Consider the following 19,041-nt stretch of genomic DNA (forward strand, 5'->3'; position numbering starts at 1 on the left):
CCCGCCGGGTAGCGCACCGCACCGGGAGTGACAGGATGGACCCCATGAGCAACGTCTACTTCGACATCACCATCAACGGCGCCCCCGCCGGCCGCATCGTCTTCGCCCTCTTCGACGAGGTCGTCCCGAAGACGGCGCGCAACTTCCGTGAGCTGGCCACCGGCCAGAACGGCTACGGCTACGCCGGCTCGGGCTTCCACCGCGTCATCCCCCAGTTCATGCTGCAGGGCGGTGACTTCACCAACCACAACGGCACCGGCGGCAAGTCCATCTACGGCGAGAAGTTCGAGGACGAGAACTTCCAGCTGAAGCACGACCGCCCGTACCTGCTGTCGATGGCGAACGCCGGCCGCAACACCAACGGCTCGCAGTTCTTCATCACCACGGTCGTCACCTCGTGGCTCGACGGCAAGCACGTCGTCTTCGGCGAGGTCGTCTCGGGCCAGGAGCTCGTGGACCAGATCGAGGCCCTGGGCTCCCAGTCCGGCGCCCCCAAGGGCAAGGTCGAGATCGCGGCCTCCGGCGTCGTCGACGCCGCCTGATTCCCACCCGCCTGTCCGGCCGGTCGGCCCCGCCCCCTCCGGGGGGCCGGGGCCGCCGCCATTTCCGGGGTCAGCCCGAAACGGGCGTCGTCGGGGGGAGGGGGCGGGTGCGGGGGGTGGGGCGGCCGCGCATGACCGCTGCGCCCAGGAGGATCAGCGCACCCGCGCCGAGGGCGTTGGCGAGGCCGTCGCCGAGGCCCCGGCCGCCGTCGCCGCCCACCGAGAGGCTGCCCACGGCCTGGCCCTGGCGGACCATCCACAGGATCGTGAAGCCGAGTACGACCAGCCCCGCCAGCGCCATCAGCAGCCGCGAGCGGAGCAGCGCCGCGCACAGGGTGAGGACCGCGGCGAAGAGGTACGGGAGCAGGATCGAGGCCAGCAGGGTGGGTGTGTGGCCGGTGATCCCGGCGGAGGTGAAGAGCTCCTGGACGCCGTAGTCGCGTCCGTGACGGCCGTCGTACCAGGCACGGAAGGGGCTCCAGACGGCGGCCGCCGCTCCGATCAGACCCATCAGGGAGCCGAGTGCGTTGCGGAGCATGCCCGGCCCTCCGGGATAGGGATCTCGATCCCGACGCTACGCCCGGGCCCCGGGGCCCGCACCCCGGACGGTTCTGGCGGGGAATGGTCCTTATGTTCCTCTTACGTTGCGCGCCCCGGCTGGTAGCGTGACCCGCCGTTGTCCCAGGGGGAGGGGTTCGGGCCATGGTGGCTGGGCGTCGTATCAGGTTCACCGCGGTGCTGGTGGGGGTCGTGCTCGCGCTGACCGGTTTCTCGTCGCACGGCGGAAGCAGCAGCAGCGGGAGCAGCGGGAGCAGCGGTAAGAGCAAGAGCAGCAGCGGTGGCGGTGGCGGGTGCTCCAGCTCCAAGAGCAAGAAGAAGAGCCACGGCAGCGGCAACTACAACGGCACGGCCACCGCGTCGCCCTCCGCGAGCGCGAGCGGTGCCCCGGCCACGGCGGTCGTGGTCACCTGCGTCGGCGCCACCCCGCCGGTCACCACCGTCAGGTTCACCTCGAACGTGGACCGCAAGGCGACCTTCACGGTGCACCTGTACCGGGAGGGCACGAACGGGGCCACCGTCGAGTCGACCGAGGTCGAGGCGACCCTGGAGGCCCGTGAGACCCGTACGGTCGAGGTCGCGCTGGCGGAGCCCTCGCGTGCGGCCGAGGTCACCGCGTGCAGGCTCGGCCCGCCCCGCGAATCGTCCGGCACCGGGACGCCGGGCCCGGCCAGGACCACCTCGGGCGGCTCCAGGCCCACGCCCGGGTCCACCCCGAAGAAGTCCACCCCGAAGTCCACGCGCAAGCACTGAGGCCTGCCGTCAGCGCAGCCTGAACTCCGTACCGGGCCGCCGCGAGCCGAACAGCTCCGCCTGCCGCTCCGGCGCCAGGTTCCCCAGCGCGATCAGCGCCGGAGCCTGCGCCAGGGCCTGCTGGAGCGCGGCCTGCTTCGCCGACCACAGGGCCCGTACGGTGCCCTGCACGGCCTCCGTGGGGAAGCCGGCCAGGGTCTCCGCCGCCCGCAGGGCCGCCGGGAGCAGCCCCTCGGGCGCGGTCAGTTCCGAGACCAGTCCGATCGTGTGGGCCCGGCGCGCGGAGAGCCGCTCGGCCGTGCCCATCAGGGACATCCGGGCCGCCTCCCCGAAGGGCATCCGCTGTGCCATGTAGACGGCCTCGTAGGCGCTGACCATCCCGTAGGTGGTGTGCGGGTCGAAGAAGGTGGCGGTCTCGGAGGCGATCAGGAACTCCGCCTCGCCCAGCAGGTAGAAGGCTCCGCCGCAGGCCATGCCGTTGACGGCGGCGACGACCGGCTTCCACAGGTCGCCCGCCTTGGGGCCGATGGCGATCAGCGGGTCGTCGGCCGAGTACGGGGAGGCCGGCTGCGGTACGTCGACGCCGCGGTCGATGCCGGTGCAGAAGGCGGCCGCCCCGGCGCCCGTCAGCACCACCGCCCGTACCTCCTCGGCGAACCGGAACTCCCGCCACACCGCGCTCAGTTCGGCGGCGGTTTCCAGGTCGATGGCGTTGTGCCGGTGCTCCCGGTCCAGGGTGACGACGGCGACGCCGGTCGCCTTGTCCCGTTCCACCCGCACGGTCATGACTTCTCCAGGACCCAGCGGGGCACGGCCATGCCGCCCGTCCCGGTGAAGACCACGTGCACCCGGGCGCCGATCCGCAGCCGGGTCGGGTCCACCGAGTCGAGCGGGGCGTCGGCCGAAGTCACCAGGTTCCCGGCGAGCCGGATGTGCGGGGCGTCGGCGAGCTCCACGAGGATCACGTTGTACGGGGCCTGCGCGGCGTACGCGGGCAGCAGCGGCGGGTGCGGCCGGACGTAGGACCAGATCCGGCCGCGGCCGCTCATCCGGCGCCACTCGCTGTCGAAGGACCGGCAGTGCGGGCAGCAGGGGCGGGGCGGGAAGCGCAGCCGGCCGCAGGCGGCGCAGGCCTGGACGCGGAGCTCGCCCTGGGCGGCGTACTCCCAGAAGGGGGCGCCGTCCTCGTCGGGGACCGGCAGCAGCAGCTCGTCCGCGGCGGCGGAGGTGGTGGTCGTCGGGGTCATCGGGGTCATCGGGTCAGCTCCTCAGCAGGATCGCGGACGTCGGCACTCCCTCGCCCGCCGTCACCAGGCAGGTCGCGGCGTCGGGCACCTGCGCGGTGGAGACGCCGCGCAGCTGTTTGACGCCCTCGTTGATCAGGTTGAAGCCGTGCACGTACGCCTCGGACAGGCCGCCGCCCCCGGTGTTGATGGGGAGCCGGCCGCCCATCTCCAGGGCGCCGCCCTCGGTGAAGGCGGCGCCCTCGCCGCGGCCGCAGAAGCCGTACCCCTCCAGGGAGAGCGGGATCAGCGGGGTGAAGGCGTCGTAGATCTGGGCGACGTCCACGTCCTGGGGCCCGAAGTCGGCCTGCTTCCACAGGTGGCGGGCGGCGGTCCAGGCGGGGCCGGACAGGGGGTCGTCGTTCCAGTAGTTGACCATGCCGTGGTGCTGGGCGGGCAGGCCCTGGGCGACGGAGTGCACGTAGACGGGCTTCTGGCGGCAGTCGCGGGCGCGCTCGGCGGAGACGATCACGCAGGCCAGCGCGCCGTCGGTCTCCAGGCAGTTGTCGAAGAGGCAGAGCGGATCGCTGATCATGCGGGAGGTCATGTACATCTCGCGGGTCAGCGGGCGTTCGTACATCATCGCGGCCGGGTTGGCGTTGGCCCGGTTGCGGCAGGCCATGGCGACGTTGAAGAGGTGGTCGCGGGTGGCGCCGTACTCGTGCATGTAGCGGCGGGCGAGCATGCCGATCTCGTCGGCGGGGCGCAGCAGGCCGAAGGGTCTGGTCCATTGGCCGGGGGTGGGCAGCTGGACGGCGGTGTTCTTCCAGGGGCGGGGGCCCGAGCCGCGTTTGCGGGAGCGCCAGGCGACGCCGACGGTGGCCTGGCCGGTGGCGACGGCGGAGGCGAGGTGGCCGACGGTGGCGCAGGAACCGCCGCCGCCGTAGCCGATCTTGGAGAAGAAGGTGACGTCGCCGGCGCCGATGGCCTTGGCGACCTCGACCTCGTCGGTCTCCTCCATGGTGTAGGAGGCGAAGGCGTCGACCTCGGACGGTTCGATGCCGGCGTCGGCGAGGGCCGCGAGAATGGCCCGGCAGGCCAGTTCCTTCTCGGACTGCGGCAGTTGTCTGGCAAAGGCGGTCTGTCCGATGCCGACTATCGCCGTCGCGTCCTTGAGCGTTGCCGCCATCGCCACCTCCGGGGTGCGCCAGTACTGACAGCCGCGAAGGCTACAGCTAATCTGACGGATAGTCAGCTACTGGGTCTGCGGGAAGGTGGCACGCATGGGCGACGACGGGCGCGAGGACGTACGCGAGAACGTACGCGGGGATCTGCGCTGGGGCAGCATCGCGCAGCTCGTCCGGGCGGCAGCGGCACAGTACGCCGACCGCGAGGCCGTCGTCGACGGGCGCACCCGGATCGGTTACGCGCAGCTCGGCGAGCGCGTCGAGCGCGCCGCCGCCTCCTGCATCGCCGCCGGGATCGAGCCCGGCGACCGGGTGGCCGTCTGGGCCCCCAACACCCTGGAGTGGATCGTCTCCGCCCTTGGCGCCGTCTCGGCCGGCGCGGTGCTCGTCCCCCTCAACACCCGTTTCAAGGGCGCGGAGGCCGCGTACGTCCTGGAGCGCAGCCGGGCCCGGCTGCTCTTCGTCACCGGCACCTTCCTCGGCACCTCCTACGTCGCCTCCCTGCGCCGCGCCGCGGCCGAGGGCCCCGGCACCGGGCCGCTGCCGGGACTGCCGCACCTGGAACAGGTCGTCGTCCTCGCCGACGACGCCCCCGACTCCTTCCGCACCTGGAAGGACTTCCTGGCGGGCGGGGACGGCGTACCGGCCGCCGCGGTCCGCGAGCGCGCCGAGGCCATCCGCCCCGAGTCCCCCTCCGACATCATCTTCACCTCCGGCACCACCGGCAGCCCCAAGGGCGCGGTCATCACCCACGCCCAGTCCCTGCGCTGCTACGACGTGTGGAGCGAGCTCGCCGGACTGCGCGAGGGCGACCGCTATCTGATCGTGAACCCCTTCTTCCACACCTTCGGCTACAAGGCCGGGATCATCGCCTGCCTGATGCGCGGGGCCACGATGGTCCCGCAGTCCGTGTTCAACGTGGACATCGTCCTCGCGAACGTCGCCGCCGAGCGGATCTCCGTACTCCCCGGGCCGCCCACCCTCCACCAGTCCCTCCTCGACCACCCCCAGCGCGACCACCACGACCTCTCCGCCCTGCGCCTGGTCGTCACCGGCGCGGCCGTGGTCCCGCTGCGGCTCGTCGAACGGCTGCGCGGCGAACTGCGCATCGCCACCGTCCTCACCGCGTACGGGCTCTCCGAGGCCAGCGGCATCGTCACCATGTGCCGCCGCGGCGACCCCGCGGAGACCGTATCCGCCACCTCAGGGCGGGCCATACCGGACACGGAGGTGGTGATCCTCGACGCGGACGGGCGGCCGCGGCCGACCGGGCACGTGGGCGAGATCGCGGTCCGCGGCTACCACGTCATGCAGGGCTACTTCGAGGACCCGGAGGAGACCGCCCGGACCATCACCCCCGAGGGCTGGCTGCACACCGGCGACGTGGGGTACGTGGACGAGGACGGCAACCTGCGCATCACCGACCGGATCAAGGACATGTTCATCGTCGGCGGGTTCAACGCCTACCCCGCCGAGATCGAGCAACTCCTCGGCCTCCACCCGGACATCGCGGACGTCGCGGTGATCGGCATCCCGGACCCGCGCCTGGGCGAGGTCGGCAAGGCCTACGCGGTCCGCCGACCCGGCTCCACCCTCACCGCGGACGACCTGATCGCCTGGTCCCGCCGCGAGATGGCCAACTACAAGGTCCCGCGCGCGGTGGAGTTCGTGACGGAACTCCCGCGCAACGCGAGCGGCAAGATCCTCAAACGCGCCCTCCGCACCCCCTGAGGCGGATCAGGGGACGAGGCTGCCCAGATCGATGGTCGCGGCGAACGGAACCGCCACCTTGAGCCACTCCCGGTGGATTCCCGTCGCGACGTACGACCGGGTGACGGTGTCCAGCTCGTAGACGTGGACGGCGGGCCCCGTCGTCTCGTCCTCGACACGCCAGAAGTGGGGGATTCCCGCTTGGGCGTATGTGAAGGGCTTGATGGAGCGATCGCGGTCCACCGACTCCTCGGACACCACTTCGATCACCAGAACCACCTCGTCAGGGAGGTAGCGGGTACGGTCCGGGTCGTAGGGGACGGCCGCAGCCAGGATGTCCGGTTCCGGGCGGCTCTTCCGGTCGAGCCGGATGGTCATCTCCCGGGAGACCTCGATGTCGTCAGGTGCCGCCTGCCGCAGGGCGAAGGTCAGGTTCTCCACGAGCCGGGCGTGCCAGTTCCGCTGCGGGGAGACCCTGAAGACCAGCGCTCCCTCGATGAGCTCGGTGTGCCGGGGAGCCTGGGGCAGGTGATCGAGGTCGTCCGCTTCCCAGCCGCTCGGGCGGGGCGGGAGCATCCATTCGGGGAGCTCGGCGGCCATGGTGTCCTCCACACTGCTCAACGGCCGCATCCGGATCCACGGCACCGGCCTGTACGTCGTTTCCGCCACGTCGAAGACCGACCAGGCCGGTAGAGGCGCCGGCAACTGGATCGAGGATCGGGAAGACCTCCAGCTCGTGCGCCGGGTCCGTGCGTGGTTCGCCGTCCTGCGCGAGCTCGGCGCCAACACGGACATGATCGTCGCAGGGGTCCCGCTCGCCGAGCGGAACATCGCTGGCCGGTGGGCGCCCGGGTTCCACACCGCGGACACCGTGTACGACCGCCATCACGGGCCGGTGTCCGCGACCCGCTCGCCAAGGTGCAGCTGTACGGCGGGCCTGCACACGCCGCGGTGGCGCAGGCACGCCGGTGACGAGCGCGTTGGGTAGGTCAGGGCTATGCGGCGGTCACCGCGACGAGCTCGCGAACGCCACTGACGTGGGGGTGCTTGGCGTAGAGGTCATCAACGATCTGCCGAATTGCGGGCCGGTCGCGGACCTCTCCGGGGGCGAGTCGGGCTGCGGCGAGTAGTTCGCCGACTGTCTGATCCGGCTTGGCTCGTTGCCACCAGGCGCGTGCGAGGTCGGTGTGCATACGGCCCTTGCGCTCGATGGTGGGGAACTGGTCGGCGTGCAGGTTCCGGCCAGCTTCAAGAGCGGTGCCGGCGTCGCCGAGTGCCCAATGGACGCCGACCGCGTAGAGATCGACGGCCGCCGGGGTGATCGGGAAGAGACGTCCGGCCGGAGCGGCGTCGGGAAGGTCGCGTGCCGCGCGGGCGGCTTCGCGGATCACGGCGAGCGCCTGGTCGCGGTCCCCGGCGATGGCGGCTGTGTAGGCGGTGCTGCACAGCATCTGTGCGAAGGCGGCGGCTTGTGCCTCCGTGGCGAGGCCGGTGGTCTCCACGCGGGCGACAGCGGCTTCGATGTGGGCCTGGGCCGCGGCTTCCTGGCCCTGATGGCATAGTACGGCGGCGAGTTCGCGGGTGGCGGCGGCCGCGGCGAGCGGGGAGCCGGACACGTCGGCGTACAGGGTGGCCCGGTCTGCGGTCAGCCGTGATTGCTTGTACTGGCCGAGCTTGTTCAGGAGCTGGGAGGCGATGGTGTACGCCGAGGAGAGGCGTGCGTAGTCGAGGTCTCGGCGCGTCTCGGAGGCTCCCTGGTGGGCGTCTGCGAGCAGGCTCGGCAGGGAGCGCAGGAGCCCGGCATGGGCGGGCGGCATCGAATTGCCCTCGTGCGGCCGCCAGGCGGGCGTCGAGGGTCCGGGCTGGGGCACCGCTGGGCTCAGGTGTCGAGGCGAGCGCGGATTCCAGCCGCGTCATCAGGCTCAGGGGGCGAACGCCGCTGCGGTGATGAGGGGGCGGCGGCGCATGGGATCCTCCTCGGCCGGGGTCCTGTCAACGACAACTGTAGGTGCTGGTGAGGAAGTTAGGCCTAAGGACGCGTTGAGGAGCGGGAGGGGAACGCCGACCAAGTCCGCAGCCTGCCTGAGTAGGGGCAGATCGAGGGACCGGCCCTGCTCCAGGCGCGAGACGGTGGACTGCGAGCAGGCCAGGCGCACTCCGAGGTCGCTCTGACGCCACCCGCGGGCTTCGCGGCCGACGCGGATGAGTGAACCTGCGTGCCGGCGCTCGGCGAACTCCATCACGTGGTGGGAGTTCCAGAGTGGGTCCGTACTCACGGGCGCCCTCCGTCGATAGGCGCTGGGCCTGCCGCCCCCCCTAGAGCCTGTAACCGGGTGGGCGCAGCGCGTATTCAAGATCTGCATACGCCATGCAGGGTGCGGGCAGCGTGGACCGCGGGGCCTGCCGTTGTGATGTTGTGGTCACCGGCACCACAACGCGGACCGCCTCCTGGGCGACCGCCTGGTACCGAGTTCAGCACCATCACTCGAATGTGAGGGGAGCGCATCATGCCGAAGGACAAAGGCTCGAACAGTGGCAGCGGCGGTGGGGGGAACCACGCCAAGCCGGACCCGCCGCTGAGCGGTGGCACGCCACCGCCGGGAAACAGCGACGGCCAGGTCTCCACCCCGGGGTCCGGCTCGGGCAAGCGTAAGAAGTAGCGCGACATGTACCTCGACGACCGTCGGCGTCAGCTGGGGGAGGCCATGGAAACCCAGGGCCTGTGGCCGGCGGACTCCCCGTGGGTCCGCCGTGCCATCCTGGACACCGTCCCCCGCCACCAGTTCGCCCCCGACCACCTGTGGATGTGGAACGGGCACGACGCGTACGTGCCCGTCGATCGCAACCGCGACCAGGACGCCTGGACCGACCTCGTGTACGCGGGCCCCGAGGCCTCGGCCATCATCCAGATCCTCGACGGACTGCCCAGCTCAAGCCTGTCCTGCGTCGCCGTCGTCGCGGACATGCTCGACTCCCTCATCCTGGAGCCCGGACAGCGGATCCTGGAAGTCGGCACCGGCGCCGGCTGGAACGCCGGACTCCTCGCCTCCCGCGCGGGCGCCGGACTGGTCACCAGTGTCGAGGTCGACGCCGACCTCGCGGCGGCCGCCGGCCGACGCCTGGCCACGGCCGGGCTGGACGTCGCCGTGCACGCCGGAGACGGCAATGCCGGCTGGCCCGCAGGCGCCCCGTACGACGGGGCGATCGCCACCTACGCCGTTGACGAGATCCCATGGGCCTGGATCGAGCAGACCAGACCCGGCGGCCGCATCGTCTTCCCCTGGGGCCGTCTCGGGCATGTTGCGCTCACCGTCGCCGACGACGGTAAATCGGCAACGGGCTGGGTGCAGGGGCTCGGGATGTTCATGCCGAGCCGCGGAATCGACCAGGGCCGCGAGCATCACGTCATCCGTGGCGACGGCCCGCCCGACCGCGCAGTCCACGTCGAACGCGGCCTGCGCGCGCTCGACGACGTGCACCTGGTCTTCGCGCTCAGGGTGTCCCACCCGGACATCCGGATCGCCACCGAGGACACGAAGGAAGGCCTCACCGTCCGGCTGCACGACGGCGTCAGCTCCTGGGCCACCGCCGTCATCGACCAGGCCGGTACCACGGCGGCGTACGAAGGCGGCCCCCGCCAGCTCCTGGCAGAGGTCGACGCCGGTCGGCGGCACTGGCAGGAGCGCGGCTCTCCGGAGCTGTGGGACTTCGGAATGACCGTCACACCCGAACGGCAGTGTGTTTGGTCCGGCGCCGCTGATGTCGGACCGTACGTGCCCTGACGATTGTCGGTGCTCTACGGCAAGCTGGCCCGTGGGGTGCCCTCCTCGACGCGAGCGAGGAGGACACCCGAAGGACCTAGCTGCGGCCGCTGACCTGGCCGGCGAACGCAGCCCAGGCCGCGCCCGAGAAGCTGAGGACAGGCGCCTGGGGGTCATCGCGGCGCTTGGAGTCCCGTACGTGAACGGCGCCCGGCTGCGGGCACGTCTCCAGGCAGTTACCGCTGGCGTCGCCGCTGTAGGAGGACTTGAACCACTGTCCGTACGGACGGTTGGTGTCGATGCTGGTCATGCTGCTGTTACCTCTCGTTCTAGTCGTTCCAGGAAGGCGGGGGTCTCGTGGGCGGGTAGAGCGCCCTGGGCGAGGATGTCGAACCGACGTACGAACTGCTTGACAGGCCGTAGCTTCGACAGACACTTCATGCCCTGGTCCACCGTGCTGCTCGTGACGACGACCGGGTCGGGGAGTTCCTTCCGGTCGAAGTCGAGGACGTGGAACTCTCCGAAGACCCGGTAGGTGGGTGCGGAGAACGGGATGATCCTCACGGTGACGTTGGGCAGTGAGGCGAGCCGCCGGATTTCCTCGTACTGCTCCAGCATGATCTCCGGGCCGCCGACCATGTTCCGCAGTGCGGATTCGTCCATGATGCAGACGAGTTCCATGCCCTCTTCGGTGATCCGCTTCTTTCGGGTCATCCGGACCTCAACCGCGTTCTCCACGAACTCGCTCGTGCGATCATCCGCGATCCGTGCGGACTCGTGGAGCGCGCGGGCGTAGGTCTCGGCCTGCAGGAGGCCGTTCACCACCTGCGTAGTGACCACCTTGGTGATCTTGGCCCCGGACTCGAATGCGAGGAAGAGGTTCATGCCGGAAGGCATCGTGGCGGACTTGGGGCTCCACCAGTCTCCGCCCTTGGCGTTGCGGTACCAGTCGGCGAGCATCTCCTGGCCCTCGAACGGCACCTTGTACTCATCGAGGAGCTTCATGAACTGGTCTATGCGCTCGAACCCGCTGTGCCCGGACTCAACCTTGCTGATCATCGAGGCTGACCTGAGCCCGATCGCCTTCGCTGCCTGATCGCCCGTCAACCCGGCTTGGTCACGTAGTCGGGTGAGTTCCGCTCCGAGCATGATCCGTAGGAACGTCGGCCCTACGTGTGCCGCCATGGTGATCCTCCCTCCGTTCCAGGTCGAGGTCGGCTGCGGCGTCTCCTACGAGGCAGGGATCCCCCCGCTGCACCGCCTCCACGAGATCTACCGCGTCAACGAGATCGAGGACGAGTCGCTCGGCAAGGGCACCACCTTCATCCTCGCCCCCGGCCGGGACTCGTTCCTCCAGGAGCTGCTCCTCAACACGGAGGACAAGGTGCTGGAGCTGGCGGAGATGTACCAGTCCTGCTTCAACGCCGAGGTCACCCCGGCCCTGCACGCCCTCAAGCGCCTGGAGACGGCGGGCCACATGGTCGGCCCGTTCATCACGAACAACTTCGACGCCCTGGGGGCCCGAGTGGGCTTCCGCGAGGAGTTCATGCGGCGCTACGACCAGCGCATTCCGCCGGTCACCCTCCACCCCGAGGCGAAGGCCCTGGTCGTGATCGGGCTGCACGCCGACCGGCGGCAGGTCGCCAGGCGAGCCCGCGAGGCCGGGCTCCGGGTGTTCATCGTCGACCCCGAGGGCTTCCCCCGGCCGGACGGCACTTGGTTCGAGTACCCGCTGGAGGGGCCGCAGGACGGTGACGTCGTCGTCCGCAAGACGGCCGCCACCGCCATCGGCGAACTGGAGCGTCTGCTGGAGCCCGGCACCGACAGCGAGTGAACGGCGGGGCCGGAGAACGGCAGTAGCCTCTGGCCTTGTTCTCCGGCCCCCCACGGCGGGCCTCCTTCCAGAACGAAAGTCAGGCGTATGCGCATCTCAGTGATCGGCTGCGGGCACCTCGGTATCCCGCACGCCGCGGCGATGGCCGAGCTCGGGCACGAAGTGATCGGTGTCGACACCGACGCCGACAAGATCGCCCGGCTGAACCGCGGCGAATGCCCCATCTACGAGACGGGCCTGCCCGAGCTGCTGGCCCGGCACACGGCAACGGGCCGGCTGCGGTTCACCACCGACATCGCGGAGGCCGCCGAGTTCGCCGAGCTGCACTTCCTGGGAGTGGGAACGCCCATCGACTCCGACGGCCGCAGCTACGACACAGGGCAGGTCTTCGGGGCGGTGCGCCAGCTCGCCCCGCACCTGAAGCAGCCGTGCACCATCGTCGGGAAGTCCACCGTCACGGTAGGCACCACCCGACAGCTGACCGCGCTCGTCCACCGCCTGGCACCCGCCGGCGAAAAGGCCGACGTGGTGTGGAACCCGGAGTTCCTGAGGGAGGGCCACGCCGTCGAGGACAGCCTGCGCCCCGACCGGATCGTCGCCGGCCTGACCACCGCCGAGGCGGAGAAGGCCATCCGTACGGTGTTCGCACCGATCCTCGAAACCGGCGTGCCGCTGTTCATCACCACCCCGGAGACCGCCGAGCTCGCGAAGGGCGCGGCGAACAGCTTCCTCGGCGTCAAGATCAGCTTCATGAACGCCGTGTCGAACATGTGCGACGCCGCGGGCGGCGACGTGTCGCAGATCGTCGACATCCTCGGCGTCGACGTACGCATCGGCAAGGGCAGCATGTCGCCGGGCCTCGGCTACGGCGGCGGCTGCCTGCCCAAGGACATCCGGGCCTTCACCGCCTCCGCGCAGAAGCTCGGCGCGGCCGACGCCGCCACCTTCCTGCGGGCAGCGGAGGAGATCAACGAACACCGCACCGAGGTGGGTCTGGGCCTGGTGGTGAAGGCTCTCGGCCGCCCGCTGGCCGGGGCCCGCATCACCGTGTGGGGGGCCGCGTTCAAGCCCGGCACCAACGACGTGCGGGAATCCCCCGCCCTGTCACTGGCACAAGCCCTCCAGACGGCCGGGGCAGTCGTCACCGTGCACGACCCGCAGGCCGTATCCACGGCGATGCACCGCAACCCGGAACTGGAGTACACCGACGACCTGACGGCATCCGTGGACGGCGCCGACGCGGTGGTGCTGGGCACGGAGTGGCCGGAGTACCGGCAGGCCGACCCCGGCCCGCTCGCCGGCCGAACCGCCACACCGCTGATGGTCGACTGCCGCACCACCCTGGACGCCGCCCGCTGGCGGACCGCGGGCTGGACCCTCCACCAGATCGGAAGGCCCGCCCACTAGACCTCCGGGCCACGCACCGCGCGCAGCCCGGCACATCGATCGAAGGAGACCGACGTGGAAAACCTGCTTACGACCGGCCGGATGTTCCCCATCGTGGACGCCCTCGCCGGGGTCTGCTCCTCGGCGAACATGAAACTGCCGCGCGAGGAACTGCTGGCCTTGCAGATCGCCAAGCCGGCGGAGGAGGCCGGAGAGGCATGGCACGCCCTGCAAGGGCTGCTCGGGCTGATGCCGAGCTGCGCGGATGACTGCGCGACGCGCGACGAGCACTCGTGGAACGGCGTCAGCAACGACCTCGTCGGTGCCTCCTTCGCATCGCTGATCGCGCTCAACTACATCGACGCCGAGGGCTGGCAGGCGGCCGTCATCGACGGGTTCCGCCAGCGGCTCGCGGAGATCGGCAGCCCTCTCGCGGAAGACTTCGAAGGGCAGAACCGGATCCTGGACGCCGTCGAGGAGCTGGGCAAGCACTACGCGGCCGCCGCCGACGGACCGGGCTACGTGACCCCGATCCTGGCCCTGGGCAACCTCACCCGGGAGGCCGGCGAGGCCATTCACTCGCTGCACGGCATCAAGGGCCTCCTCACCTGTGACGAGGAGTGCGGACAACGCATCCACTCGTGGGAGGGCGTCAAAGACCGGCTTGTCGGCTCCTTCGTGACATCGCTGGTCGGCCTGTACTGCGTAGACCCGGCCGGGTGGCGGAGCACCTTCGAGACGATCGCGTTCCGGCGGAGTCGGCGCGGCCGGGAGCTGCTGGGCGCATAGCTGAGCTGGTGGCCTGGCCAGACCTCTGCAACGTGGTGCGGGAGGCCACATCAGTTCCAAGGCGGGGCAGCTCCGGCAGCCCCGCCTTGGCCCCTGGAAGCTGCGCTGGAACTGACAACGAGACGTTGATGCCAGGCGGGGTGTAACGCCTGACGCTCCCACTCCGTCCATAGGGGCGACCAGGCGTTGACGCTCGGTCAAGCGCTGTTGTACCGCCGCCGGGAGGATTCATCACGTGCCGACCTCTGTTGTCAGCGACCAGCTTTCCTTCGATGCCTTCGCCGACCTCTTCGCCGAACCTCTGGACACCACCCCGCCCCCACGGTCGAACAAGAAGGCGCAGGAGTCACACAACAGGTTCATGGCCAGTCTGATCGACGAGCTCGACAAGCCGCAGCTCTCCCGCAACGGGCACTTCGTCGTTGGCCACATGACCATCAACAGCGACGGCCGGGAAGTCCGCGGCTGGCGTGTCATGCACATCGACACCGGTTTGCGCCTCACCATGACCGGACGCAAGGTAGAAGCCGTTGACTTCGCCAACCGGATGGAGGGCGCCCAGCTCGACGGCAAGTCGCTCGATTGGAACGATTCCGAGTCCTTCGGGCTCCTGGAGGGGGTGCGCCGGTTCAGCCTGCTCGGCGGCGGCCTCGCACACCGGGATTCGGCGGCGCGGGCACGTTACCGGCGGCGGGCCAGGACCAGGCGCCAGTGGGGGGTGCCGTCCGGGCGGTGGCCGAAGTGGTCGAGGGGGACCGTTTCCACTGTGAAGCCGGCCGCCCGGAGGTCCTCGCGGACCGGGCCCAGGGGGAAGGTGCGGTAGTACATGACGAAGGGGGGACGCCACACCGCGTTGCGCACCCGCATCGCCGCGTCGAAGCCCGTCGTCGCCCACCACACCCGGGATCCGGGCGGCAGCGGGGCGCCGATCGGGAAGGCGAAGACGCCGCCCTCGCGCAGCGCCGCGTGGATCCCGGAGAAGAGCGCGGGCCGCTCCCCCGGGAGGAAGTGGCCGAAGGCGCCGAAGCTGACCGCCAGGTCGTACGTGTGCGCGAGGGCGGGCGGCAGGGCCCGCGCGTCGGCCCGTACGAAGTCCACGCGGTCATCGTCCGCGTACGCGCGCCCGGCCTCCGCGAGCATGCCCGCGCTGAGGTCCACCCCGGTGATCCGGTCGCGGCACAGCCGGCGCAGCATGTCGATCCCGGCGCCCGTGCCGCAGCACACGTCCAGGCCGGCTCCGAAGCCGCCCTCCACCTGGGCGAGGGTCTCCTCGACGGCGTCGAGCATCCGGTCCGGGGTGCGGAAGGGGGTGTGGTCGAACTTCGGCGCGAGGAGGTCGTAGCCCCGCTCCACCGAGGAGAGGCCCTGCACTGCCAGTTCGCGGACGCTCGGCCCGTGGGAGGAGAACACACCCCCAGCCTATGCCGCCGCCGGGCTCCGGCCCGGGCGCACGTGTACGGCGGTCGCGATGGCTCCCCCTCCGGGCCACCACGACCGCCGTTCCCCCGATTCCCCCGTGGAATCCCCCGTACGTCTTGTGCGTGCTACGGGCGCGGACCCGACGCGTGGTTGTCCAGCGTCTGGATCTCCTCGCCCGCGGCGGTGGCCGCGGCGGCGGCCGCAGCGGCAGCGGCAGCGGCGACGTCCGTCTCGGTCTGCTCCAGCGGCTTGATCTCGATGCCCGAGGCGTGGTTGTCCAGGGTCTCGATCTCGACGCCCGAGGCGTGGTTGTCGAGCGGCTTGAGGTTCTCGTTCGTCGTCATCGATTCTCCTGATGGATGGGTAGGGCTGGGCCCGTTCGGCGATTCCCCCGATGACCGCCGAACGGGTAGTCCACCAACCGGCCCGGATGCTCCCCCCGAGGCGCCGGGTCGATGCACCTATCATGTCGGGCAGCGATAAACGAACGATGAACGCCGCGTTCAGCCGGCGTCTCCGCAGCTCAGGCGGCGATCTCCGAGGCCAACAGGGCCTGCACCTCGCCCAGTTCGGCCGACCTCAGCTGCGTGAACACGGCCTCGGCGTCCCGCCAGCAGGCCCGCGCCCGGTCCCGCTGCCCCAGCCGCCGCAGCGCCTTGCCGAGCACCGTCAGGACCGTCGCCCGGCGCCACTCCCCGCCGATCCCGCGCAGCGCGATGGCCTGCTCGGCGTGCGAGGCGGCCAGCGTGGGCCGGCGCGCCGCCAGGTGGGCCTCGGCGAGCCGGAAGTGGGTCACGCCCTCCCACAGCGGCTGGCGGTTCTCGTGGAACAGCGACAGCGCCTCGGCGAGCTGCGCCAGGGCCTCGCCGAGCCGCCCCGCCTGGGTGAGGGCGATGCCCAGCGCGTAGCGGCCGTTGGCCAGGCGCAGGCTCAGGCCCATCCGGTCGTAGATGGCGATGCCCTGCTGGGCCAGGTCTATGGCGCTGGGCAGGCGGCCCAGCTCCACGTGGATGCGGGAGAGGTTGCACAGGGCGCTGGCCTCGCCGACGTTGTTGCCGTCGGCGCGGAAGCACTCGATGGCCTGCAGCAGGTAGCGCTCGCCGTCCGCGTGCCGGCCCTCGTAGAGGGCGATGATCCCGCGGTCGTTGGGGGCCCAGCACATGGGCAGCGGGTCGCCGGCCTCGCGCGCGAGCACGGTGGCCCGGGCGGCCTCGTCGTCGGCCTCGGCGAAGCGGCCCGCGACCAGGTGGACGTTGGTGAGGGTGGTGCGGGCGCGGCCCTCGGCGTACGGGTCCTTCGCGGCCTGGCCGGCGTCGCGCAGGGCCGCGGCGGCCGACTCGTACTGCCGGGAGTTGGCCCCGGACTCGGCGAGGTCCTTCGCCGCCCACAGCAGGTCCACGGCCCGGCGCAGGACCAGCGACTCGCCACCCCGTACGGAGGCCTGCCGTACGCACGCCAGCAGCGGGTCGGCCTCGGCGTACAGCCAGTCCAGGGCGGCGCGCGGTTCGGCGAAGACCAGCCCGGGGTAATGGGTGTCGGACAGGTGCGCGGGCAGCCGGTCGCCGGGGCGTTCCAGGGCGTAGACCCCGGAGGCGGTGGCCAGGTAGAAGTCCAGCAGCCGGTCCAGGGCCGCCTCGCGCCCGCTCGGCGGCTGCTCGTCGCGCTCGGCGCAGGCGCGCGCGTAGAGGCGTACGAGGTCGTGGAAGCGGTAGCGGCCGGGGGCGGCGGATTCGAGGAGGGAGCAGTCGACTAAAGCCTCCAGGAGGTCCTCGGTGTCGTACTCGGGCCGGTCGAGCACGGCGGCCGCCGCGGAGAGGGAGATGTCGGGGCCGTCGGCGAGGCCGAGGAGGCGGAAGGCGCGCTGCTGGGCGGGCTCCAGCTGGCCGTAGCCGAGCTCGAAGGTGGCCTTGACGGCGAGGTCGCCGGTCTGGAGCTCGTCGAGGCGGCGGCGCTCGTCGGCGAGCTTGGCGGCCAGGACGGAGACGGTCCAGGTGCGGCGGGCGGCGAGCCGGGAGGCGGCGATGCGGATGGCGAGCGGCAGGAAGCCGCAGGCGCCGACGACGTCGAGGGCGGCCTGGCGTTCGGCGCGTACGCGCTCCTCGCCGACGATGCGGGTGAAGAGCTGGAGGGCCTCCTCGGGGCTCATCACGTCGAGGTCGACGAGATGGGCCCCGGCGAGGCCCGCCATGCGGACCCGGCTGGTGACGAGGGCGGCGCAGCCGGCGGTGCCCGGCAGCAGCGGGCGGACCTGGGCGGCGTCGCGGGCGTTGTCGAGGAGGACCAGCACGCGGCGGCCGTCGAGGATGGAGCGGTAGAGCGCGGCCCGCTCGGCGGGGGAGTCGGGGATGGCCGTGTCGGGGGTGCCGAGGGCGCGCAGGAAGGAACCGAGGACGGCCTCCGGTTCGGCGGGGCGGGCCTCGGTGCCCTGGAGGTCGACGTAGAGCTGGCCGTCGGGGAAGTGCGGGCGGGCGGCATGGGCGACGTGGACGGCGAGGGTGGTCTTGCCGACGCCGCCGATGCCGGCGAGCGCGGAGACGGCCATGACCTGGTCCTGGGCGCCGCCGGACAGGATGGTGCCGAGCTCGGCGACGAAGCTGGAGCGGCCGGTGAAGTCGGGGACGGTCGCAGGCAATTGGGCGGGCCTCACGTGAACGGTCGCGGCGGCCGGGGCCGGGTCCTCCGCGCGGGCGAGATCGGCGTCGGCGTTGAGGATGCGCTGCTGGAGCGCGGCCAGTTCGGGACGGGGGTCGACGCCGAGCTCGTCGGCGAGGAGCCGGCGGGTGTCCGCGTAGACGGCGAGGGCCTCGGCCTGCCGGCCGCTGCGGTAGAGGGCGAGCATCAGCAGCTCGCGCAGGCGTTCGCGCAGCGGGTGGGCGGCGGTGAGGGCGGTGAGCTCGGAGACGGCCTCGGCGTGGTGGCCGACCTCCAGGTCGAGGTCGAGGCGGGTCTCCAGCAGCTGGAGGCGCCATTCGGCGAGCCGGATGCGCTCGGTCTCGGCGTGCGGGCCGGGGACCCCGGCGAGGGGCTCGCCCTCCCAGAGGTCGAGGGCGCGGGCCAGGAGCGTACGGGCGAGGGCGCGGTCACCGGCGGCCCGCGCGGCCTCGGCGTCGGCGGCGAGGCTGCGGGCGACGCCGAGGTCGAGGGTGGCGGTGGAGCGCAGCCGGACGGCGTAGCCGCCGGACTCGGTGACGAGGAGGCCGGGGGCGACGACCTTGCGCAGGCGGGAGGCGTACGTACGGATGGTGGCGAGGGCCTGCTGCGGCGGGTCCTCGCCCCAGATGGCGTCGATGAGTTCGGGCGCGGTGGCGGTGCGGCCGTCGCGCAGCAGGAGCACCGCGAGCAGGGCGCGCTGCTGGGGGGTGCCGGAGGGCAGGATCTCGGCGCCGCGCCAGGCGCGGACGGGGCCGAGGACGGCGAAGCGGGACTCGCCCGGACCTGTGGTGCCGGCGGTGTCGCCTGTGGCGGGCTCGGCGGACCCGGACCGTTCCGGACGCGTTCGGGTGGCGGTGGCGGTGGCGGTGGCGGTGGCGGTGGCGCGGGCGGTGGCGGTGGCGCGGGCGGTGGCGCGGGCCGGAACCGGGGCCGGGGAGGCCGCGCCCGCCGGGCCCTTGGCGGAATCGGCCCGTGCGGTGGGTTCGGCGGCAGGATCCGCCGTGGATCCGGACCGTGCCGGGTGGGTGGGGGCCGGGGCCGCCGTGGACTCGGCCGCGGGTGCGGAGGTCGCGCGTGCGGGGGGCGCCCCCGGACCGGCTTCGGGTACGACGGCAGCCGTACGGGCCTCGGGATGTTTCCGCGGGCTCGGGATGGCCGGTACGCCGTCCATCTGTCGTCCCCCTGCCTTCCGTCGGTGTAAGGGTCAGTCTGCCCTGTCTCGCGCGT

The 19,041-nt window shown here is 71.7% G+C and carries 22 protein-coding genes; 9 read left to right on the forward strand and 13 right to left on the reverse strand.

What is annotated here, in order from left to right; translation table 11 throughout:
* The first annotated feature begins 44 nt into the window (after positions 1 to 44).
* Positions 45 to 542 carry a peptidylprolyl isomerase gene (locus ACFY0D_RS24380; protein ID WP_328789993.1) on the forward strand — a complete coding sequence of 166 codons (498 nt, stop codon included), beginning with the start codon at positions 45 to 47 and terminating at the stop codon, positions 540 to 542.
* Positions 543 to 612: 70 nt separating this feature from the next.
* Here the strand turns inward: ACFY0D_RS24380 and ACFY0D_RS24385 are convergent, their stop codons facing one another.
* Positions 613 to 1,080 carry a hypothetical protein gene (locus ACFY0D_RS24385; protein WP_390800185.1) on the reverse strand — a complete coding sequence of 156 codons (468 nt, stop codon included), beginning with the start codon at positions 1,078 to 1,080 and terminating at the stop codon, positions 613 to 615.
* Positions 1,081 to 1,244: 164 nt separating this feature from the next.
* Here ACFY0D_RS24385 and ACFY0D_RS24390 point away from each other — a divergent pair, with 164 nt between their 5' ends.
* On the forward strand, positions 1,245 to 1,853 hold the full coding sequence (locus ACFY0D_RS24390; protein WP_390800186.1) for a hypothetical protein: 609 nt from the start codon (positions 1,245 to 1,247) through the stop codon (positions 1,851 to 1,853).
* 9 nt (positions 1,854 to 1,862) lie between these two features.
* Here ACFY0D_RS24390 and ACFY0D_RS24395 read toward each other — a convergent pair whose 3' ends face one another.
* Genes ACFY0D_RS24395 through ACFY0D_RS24405 form a run of 3 tightly spaced genes read right to left on the reverse strand, consistent with a single transcriptional unit; the run spans position 1,863 to position 4,265 of the window.
* On the reverse strand, positions 1,863 to 2,639 hold the full coding sequence (locus ACFY0D_RS24395) for an enoyl-CoA hydratase/isomerase family protein (protein WP_390800187.1): 777 nt from the start codon (positions 2,637 to 2,639) through the stop codon (positions 1,863 to 1,865).
* The gene (locus ACFY0D_RS24400) at positions 2,636 to 3,109 is read right to left on the reverse strand and encodes a Zn-ribbon domain-containing OB-fold protein (protein WP_390800188.1); all 474 of its coding nucleotides are present in this window, start codon (positions 3,107 to 3,109) and stop codon (positions 2,636 to 2,638) included. Before ACFY0D_RS24400 ends, ACFY0D_RS24395 begins: the two co-directional genes overlap by 4 nt.
* A 4-nt stretch (positions 3,110 to 3,113) precedes the next feature.
* Positions 3,114 to 4,265 carry a lipid-transfer protein gene (locus ACFY0D_RS24405; protein ID WP_351149932.1) on the reverse strand — a complete coding sequence of 384 codons (1,152 nt, stop codon included), beginning with the start codon at positions 4,263 to 4,265 and terminating at the stop codon, positions 3,114 to 3,116.
* A gap of 94 nt (positions 4,266 to 4,359) precedes the next feature.
* Here ACFY0D_RS24405 and ACFY0D_RS24410 point away from each other — a divergent pair, with 94 nt between their 5' ends.
* Positions 4,360 to 5,994 (forward strand): FadD3 family acyl-CoA ligase, encoded by a 1,635-nt coding sequence (locus ACFY0D_RS24410; RefSeq protein ID WP_390800189.1) that lies wholly within the window; start codon positions 4,360 to 4,362, stop codon positions 5,992 to 5,994.
* 6 nt (positions 5,995 to 6,000) lie between these two features.
* Here ACFY0D_RS24410 and ACFY0D_RS24415 read toward each other — a convergent pair whose 3' ends face one another.
* Positions 6,001 to 6,573 (reverse strand): Uma2 family endonuclease, encoded by a 573-nt coding sequence (locus ACFY0D_RS24415; protein ID WP_390800190.1) that lies wholly within the window; start codon positions 6,571 to 6,573, stop codon positions 6,001 to 6,003.
* Between ACFY0D_RS24415 and ACFY0D_RS24420 the strand changes: the two genes are divergently transcribed.
* Positions 6,572 to 6,961, forward strand: coding sequence for a hypothetical protein (locus ACFY0D_RS24420; RefSeq protein ID WP_390800191.1), 390 nt, complete (start codon positions 6,572 to 6,574; stop codon positions 6,959 to 6,961). The two genes, ACFY0D_RS24415 and ACFY0D_RS24420, sit on opposite strands and share 2 nt — an antisense overlap.
* Before the next feature lie 7 nt (positions 6,962 to 6,968).
* Here the strand turns inward: ACFY0D_RS24420 and ACFY0D_RS24425 are convergent, their stop codons facing one another.
* Together ACFY0D_RS24425 and ACFY0D_RS24430 are read right to left on the reverse strand one after the other, a co-directional pair.
* Entirely contained in the window at positions 6,969 to 7,844 is an 876-nt protein-coding gene (locus ACFY0D_RS24425) for a transcriptional regulator (protein WP_390800192.1), read from the reverse strand.
* 51 nt (positions 7,845 to 7,895) lie between these two features.
* Positions 7,896 to 8,336, reverse strand: a complete 441-nt coding sequence (locus ACFY0D_RS24430) for a multiprotein-bridging factor 1 family protein (RefSeq protein WP_390800193.1) — start codon at positions 8,334 to 8,336, stop codon at positions 7,896 to 7,898.
* Between the two features lie 144 nt (positions 8,337 to 8,480).
* Between ACFY0D_RS24430 and ACFY0D_RS24435 the strand changes: the two genes are divergently transcribed.
* Together ACFY0D_RS24435 and ACFY0D_RS24440 are read left to right on the forward strand one after the other, a co-directional pair.
* Positions 8,481 to 8,633 carry a hypothetical protein gene (locus ACFY0D_RS24435; protein ID WP_390800194.1) on the forward strand — a complete coding sequence of 51 codons (153 nt, stop codon included), beginning with the start codon at positions 8,481 to 8,483 and terminating at the stop codon, positions 8,631 to 8,633.
* 6 nt (positions 8,634 to 8,639) lie between these two features.
* Positions 8,640 to 9,755, forward strand: a complete 1,116-nt coding sequence (locus ACFY0D_RS24440) for a methyltransferase domain-containing protein (RefSeq protein ID WP_390800195.1) — start codon at positions 8,640 to 8,642, stop codon at positions 9,753 to 9,755.
* Positions 9,756 to 9,831: 76 nt separating this feature from the next.
* Here ACFY0D_RS24440 and ACFY0D_RS24445 read toward each other — a convergent pair whose 3' ends face one another.
* Together ACFY0D_RS24445 and ACFY0D_RS24450 are read right to left on the reverse strand one after the other, a co-directional pair.
* A complete protein-coding gene (locus ACFY0D_RS24445; RefSeq protein ID WP_390800196.1) occupies positions 9,832 to 10,044 on the reverse strand; it encodes a DUF397 domain-containing protein in 213 nt (70 codons plus the stop codon).
* Entirely contained in the window at positions 10,041 to 10,919 is an 879-nt protein-coding gene (locus ACFY0D_RS24450; protein ID WP_390800197.1) for a helix-turn-helix domain-containing protein, read from the reverse strand. Before ACFY0D_RS24450 ends, ACFY0D_RS24445 begins: the two co-directional genes overlap by 4 nt.
* Between ACFY0D_RS24450 and ACFY0D_RS24455 the strand changes: the two genes are divergently transcribed.
* From ACFY0D_RS24455 to ACFY0D_RS24465, 3 genes are all read left to right on the forward strand, one after another.
* Positions 10,918 to 11,568, forward strand: coding sequence for a hypothetical protein (locus ACFY0D_RS24455; protein ID WP_390800198.1), 651 nt, complete (start codon positions 10,918 to 10,920; stop codon positions 11,566 to 11,568). The two genes, ACFY0D_RS24450 and ACFY0D_RS24455, sit on opposite strands and share 2 nt — an antisense overlap.
* An 87-nt stretch (positions 11,569 to 11,655) precedes the next feature.
* Positions 11,656 to 12,975, forward strand: coding sequence for a UDP-glucose dehydrogenase family protein (locus ACFY0D_RS24460; RefSeq protein WP_390800199.1), 1,320 nt, complete (start codon positions 11,656 to 11,658; stop codon positions 12,973 to 12,975).
* Between the two features lie 54 nt (positions 12,976 to 13,029).
* On the forward strand, positions 13,030 to 13,743 hold the full coding sequence (locus ACFY0D_RS24465; RefSeq protein WP_390800200.1) for a hypothetical protein: 714 nt from the start codon (positions 13,030 to 13,032) through the stop codon (positions 13,741 to 13,743).
* A 346-nt stretch (positions 13,744 to 14,089) separates the two neighbouring features.
* On the opposite strand, the gene ACFY0D_RS24470 is transcribed toward ACFY0D_RS24465, so the two are convergent.
* The 4 genes from ACFY0D_RS24470 to ACFY0D_RS24485 form a co-directional block, all read right to left on the reverse strand.
* Complete coding sequence (locus ACFY0D_RS24470) at positions 14,090 to 14,401, reverse strand: hypothetical protein (protein WP_390800201.1); 312 nt, start codon at positions 14,399 to 14,401, stop codon at positions 14,090 to 14,092.
* 23 nt (positions 14,402 to 14,424) lie between these two features.
* Positions 14,425 to 15,153, reverse strand: a complete 729-nt coding sequence (locus tag ACFY0D_RS24475) for a class I SAM-dependent methyltransferase (protein WP_390800202.1) — start codon at positions 15,151 to 15,153, stop codon at positions 14,425 to 14,427.
* A 134-nt stretch (positions 15,154 to 15,287) separates the two neighbouring features.
* A complete protein-coding gene (locus ACFY0D_RS24480) occupies positions 15,288 to 15,506 on the reverse strand; it encodes a hypothetical protein (RefSeq protein WP_390800203.1) in 219 nt (72 codons plus the stop codon).
* 179 nt (positions 15,507 to 15,685) lie between these two features.
* Complete coding sequence (locus ACFY0D_RS24485) at positions 15,686 to 18,985, reverse strand: BTAD domain-containing putative transcriptional regulator (RefSeq protein ID WP_390800204.1); 3,300 nt, start codon at positions 18,983 to 18,985, stop codon at positions 15,686 to 15,688.
* Positions 18,986 to 19,041 lie beyond the last annotated feature (56 nt).

This window comes from Streptomyces sp. NPDC001502 (assembly GCF_042894785.1).
Taxonomy (GTDB): domain Bacteria; phylum Actinomycetota; class Actinomycetes; order Streptomycetales; family Streptomycetaceae; genus Streptomyces; species Streptomyces kutzneri.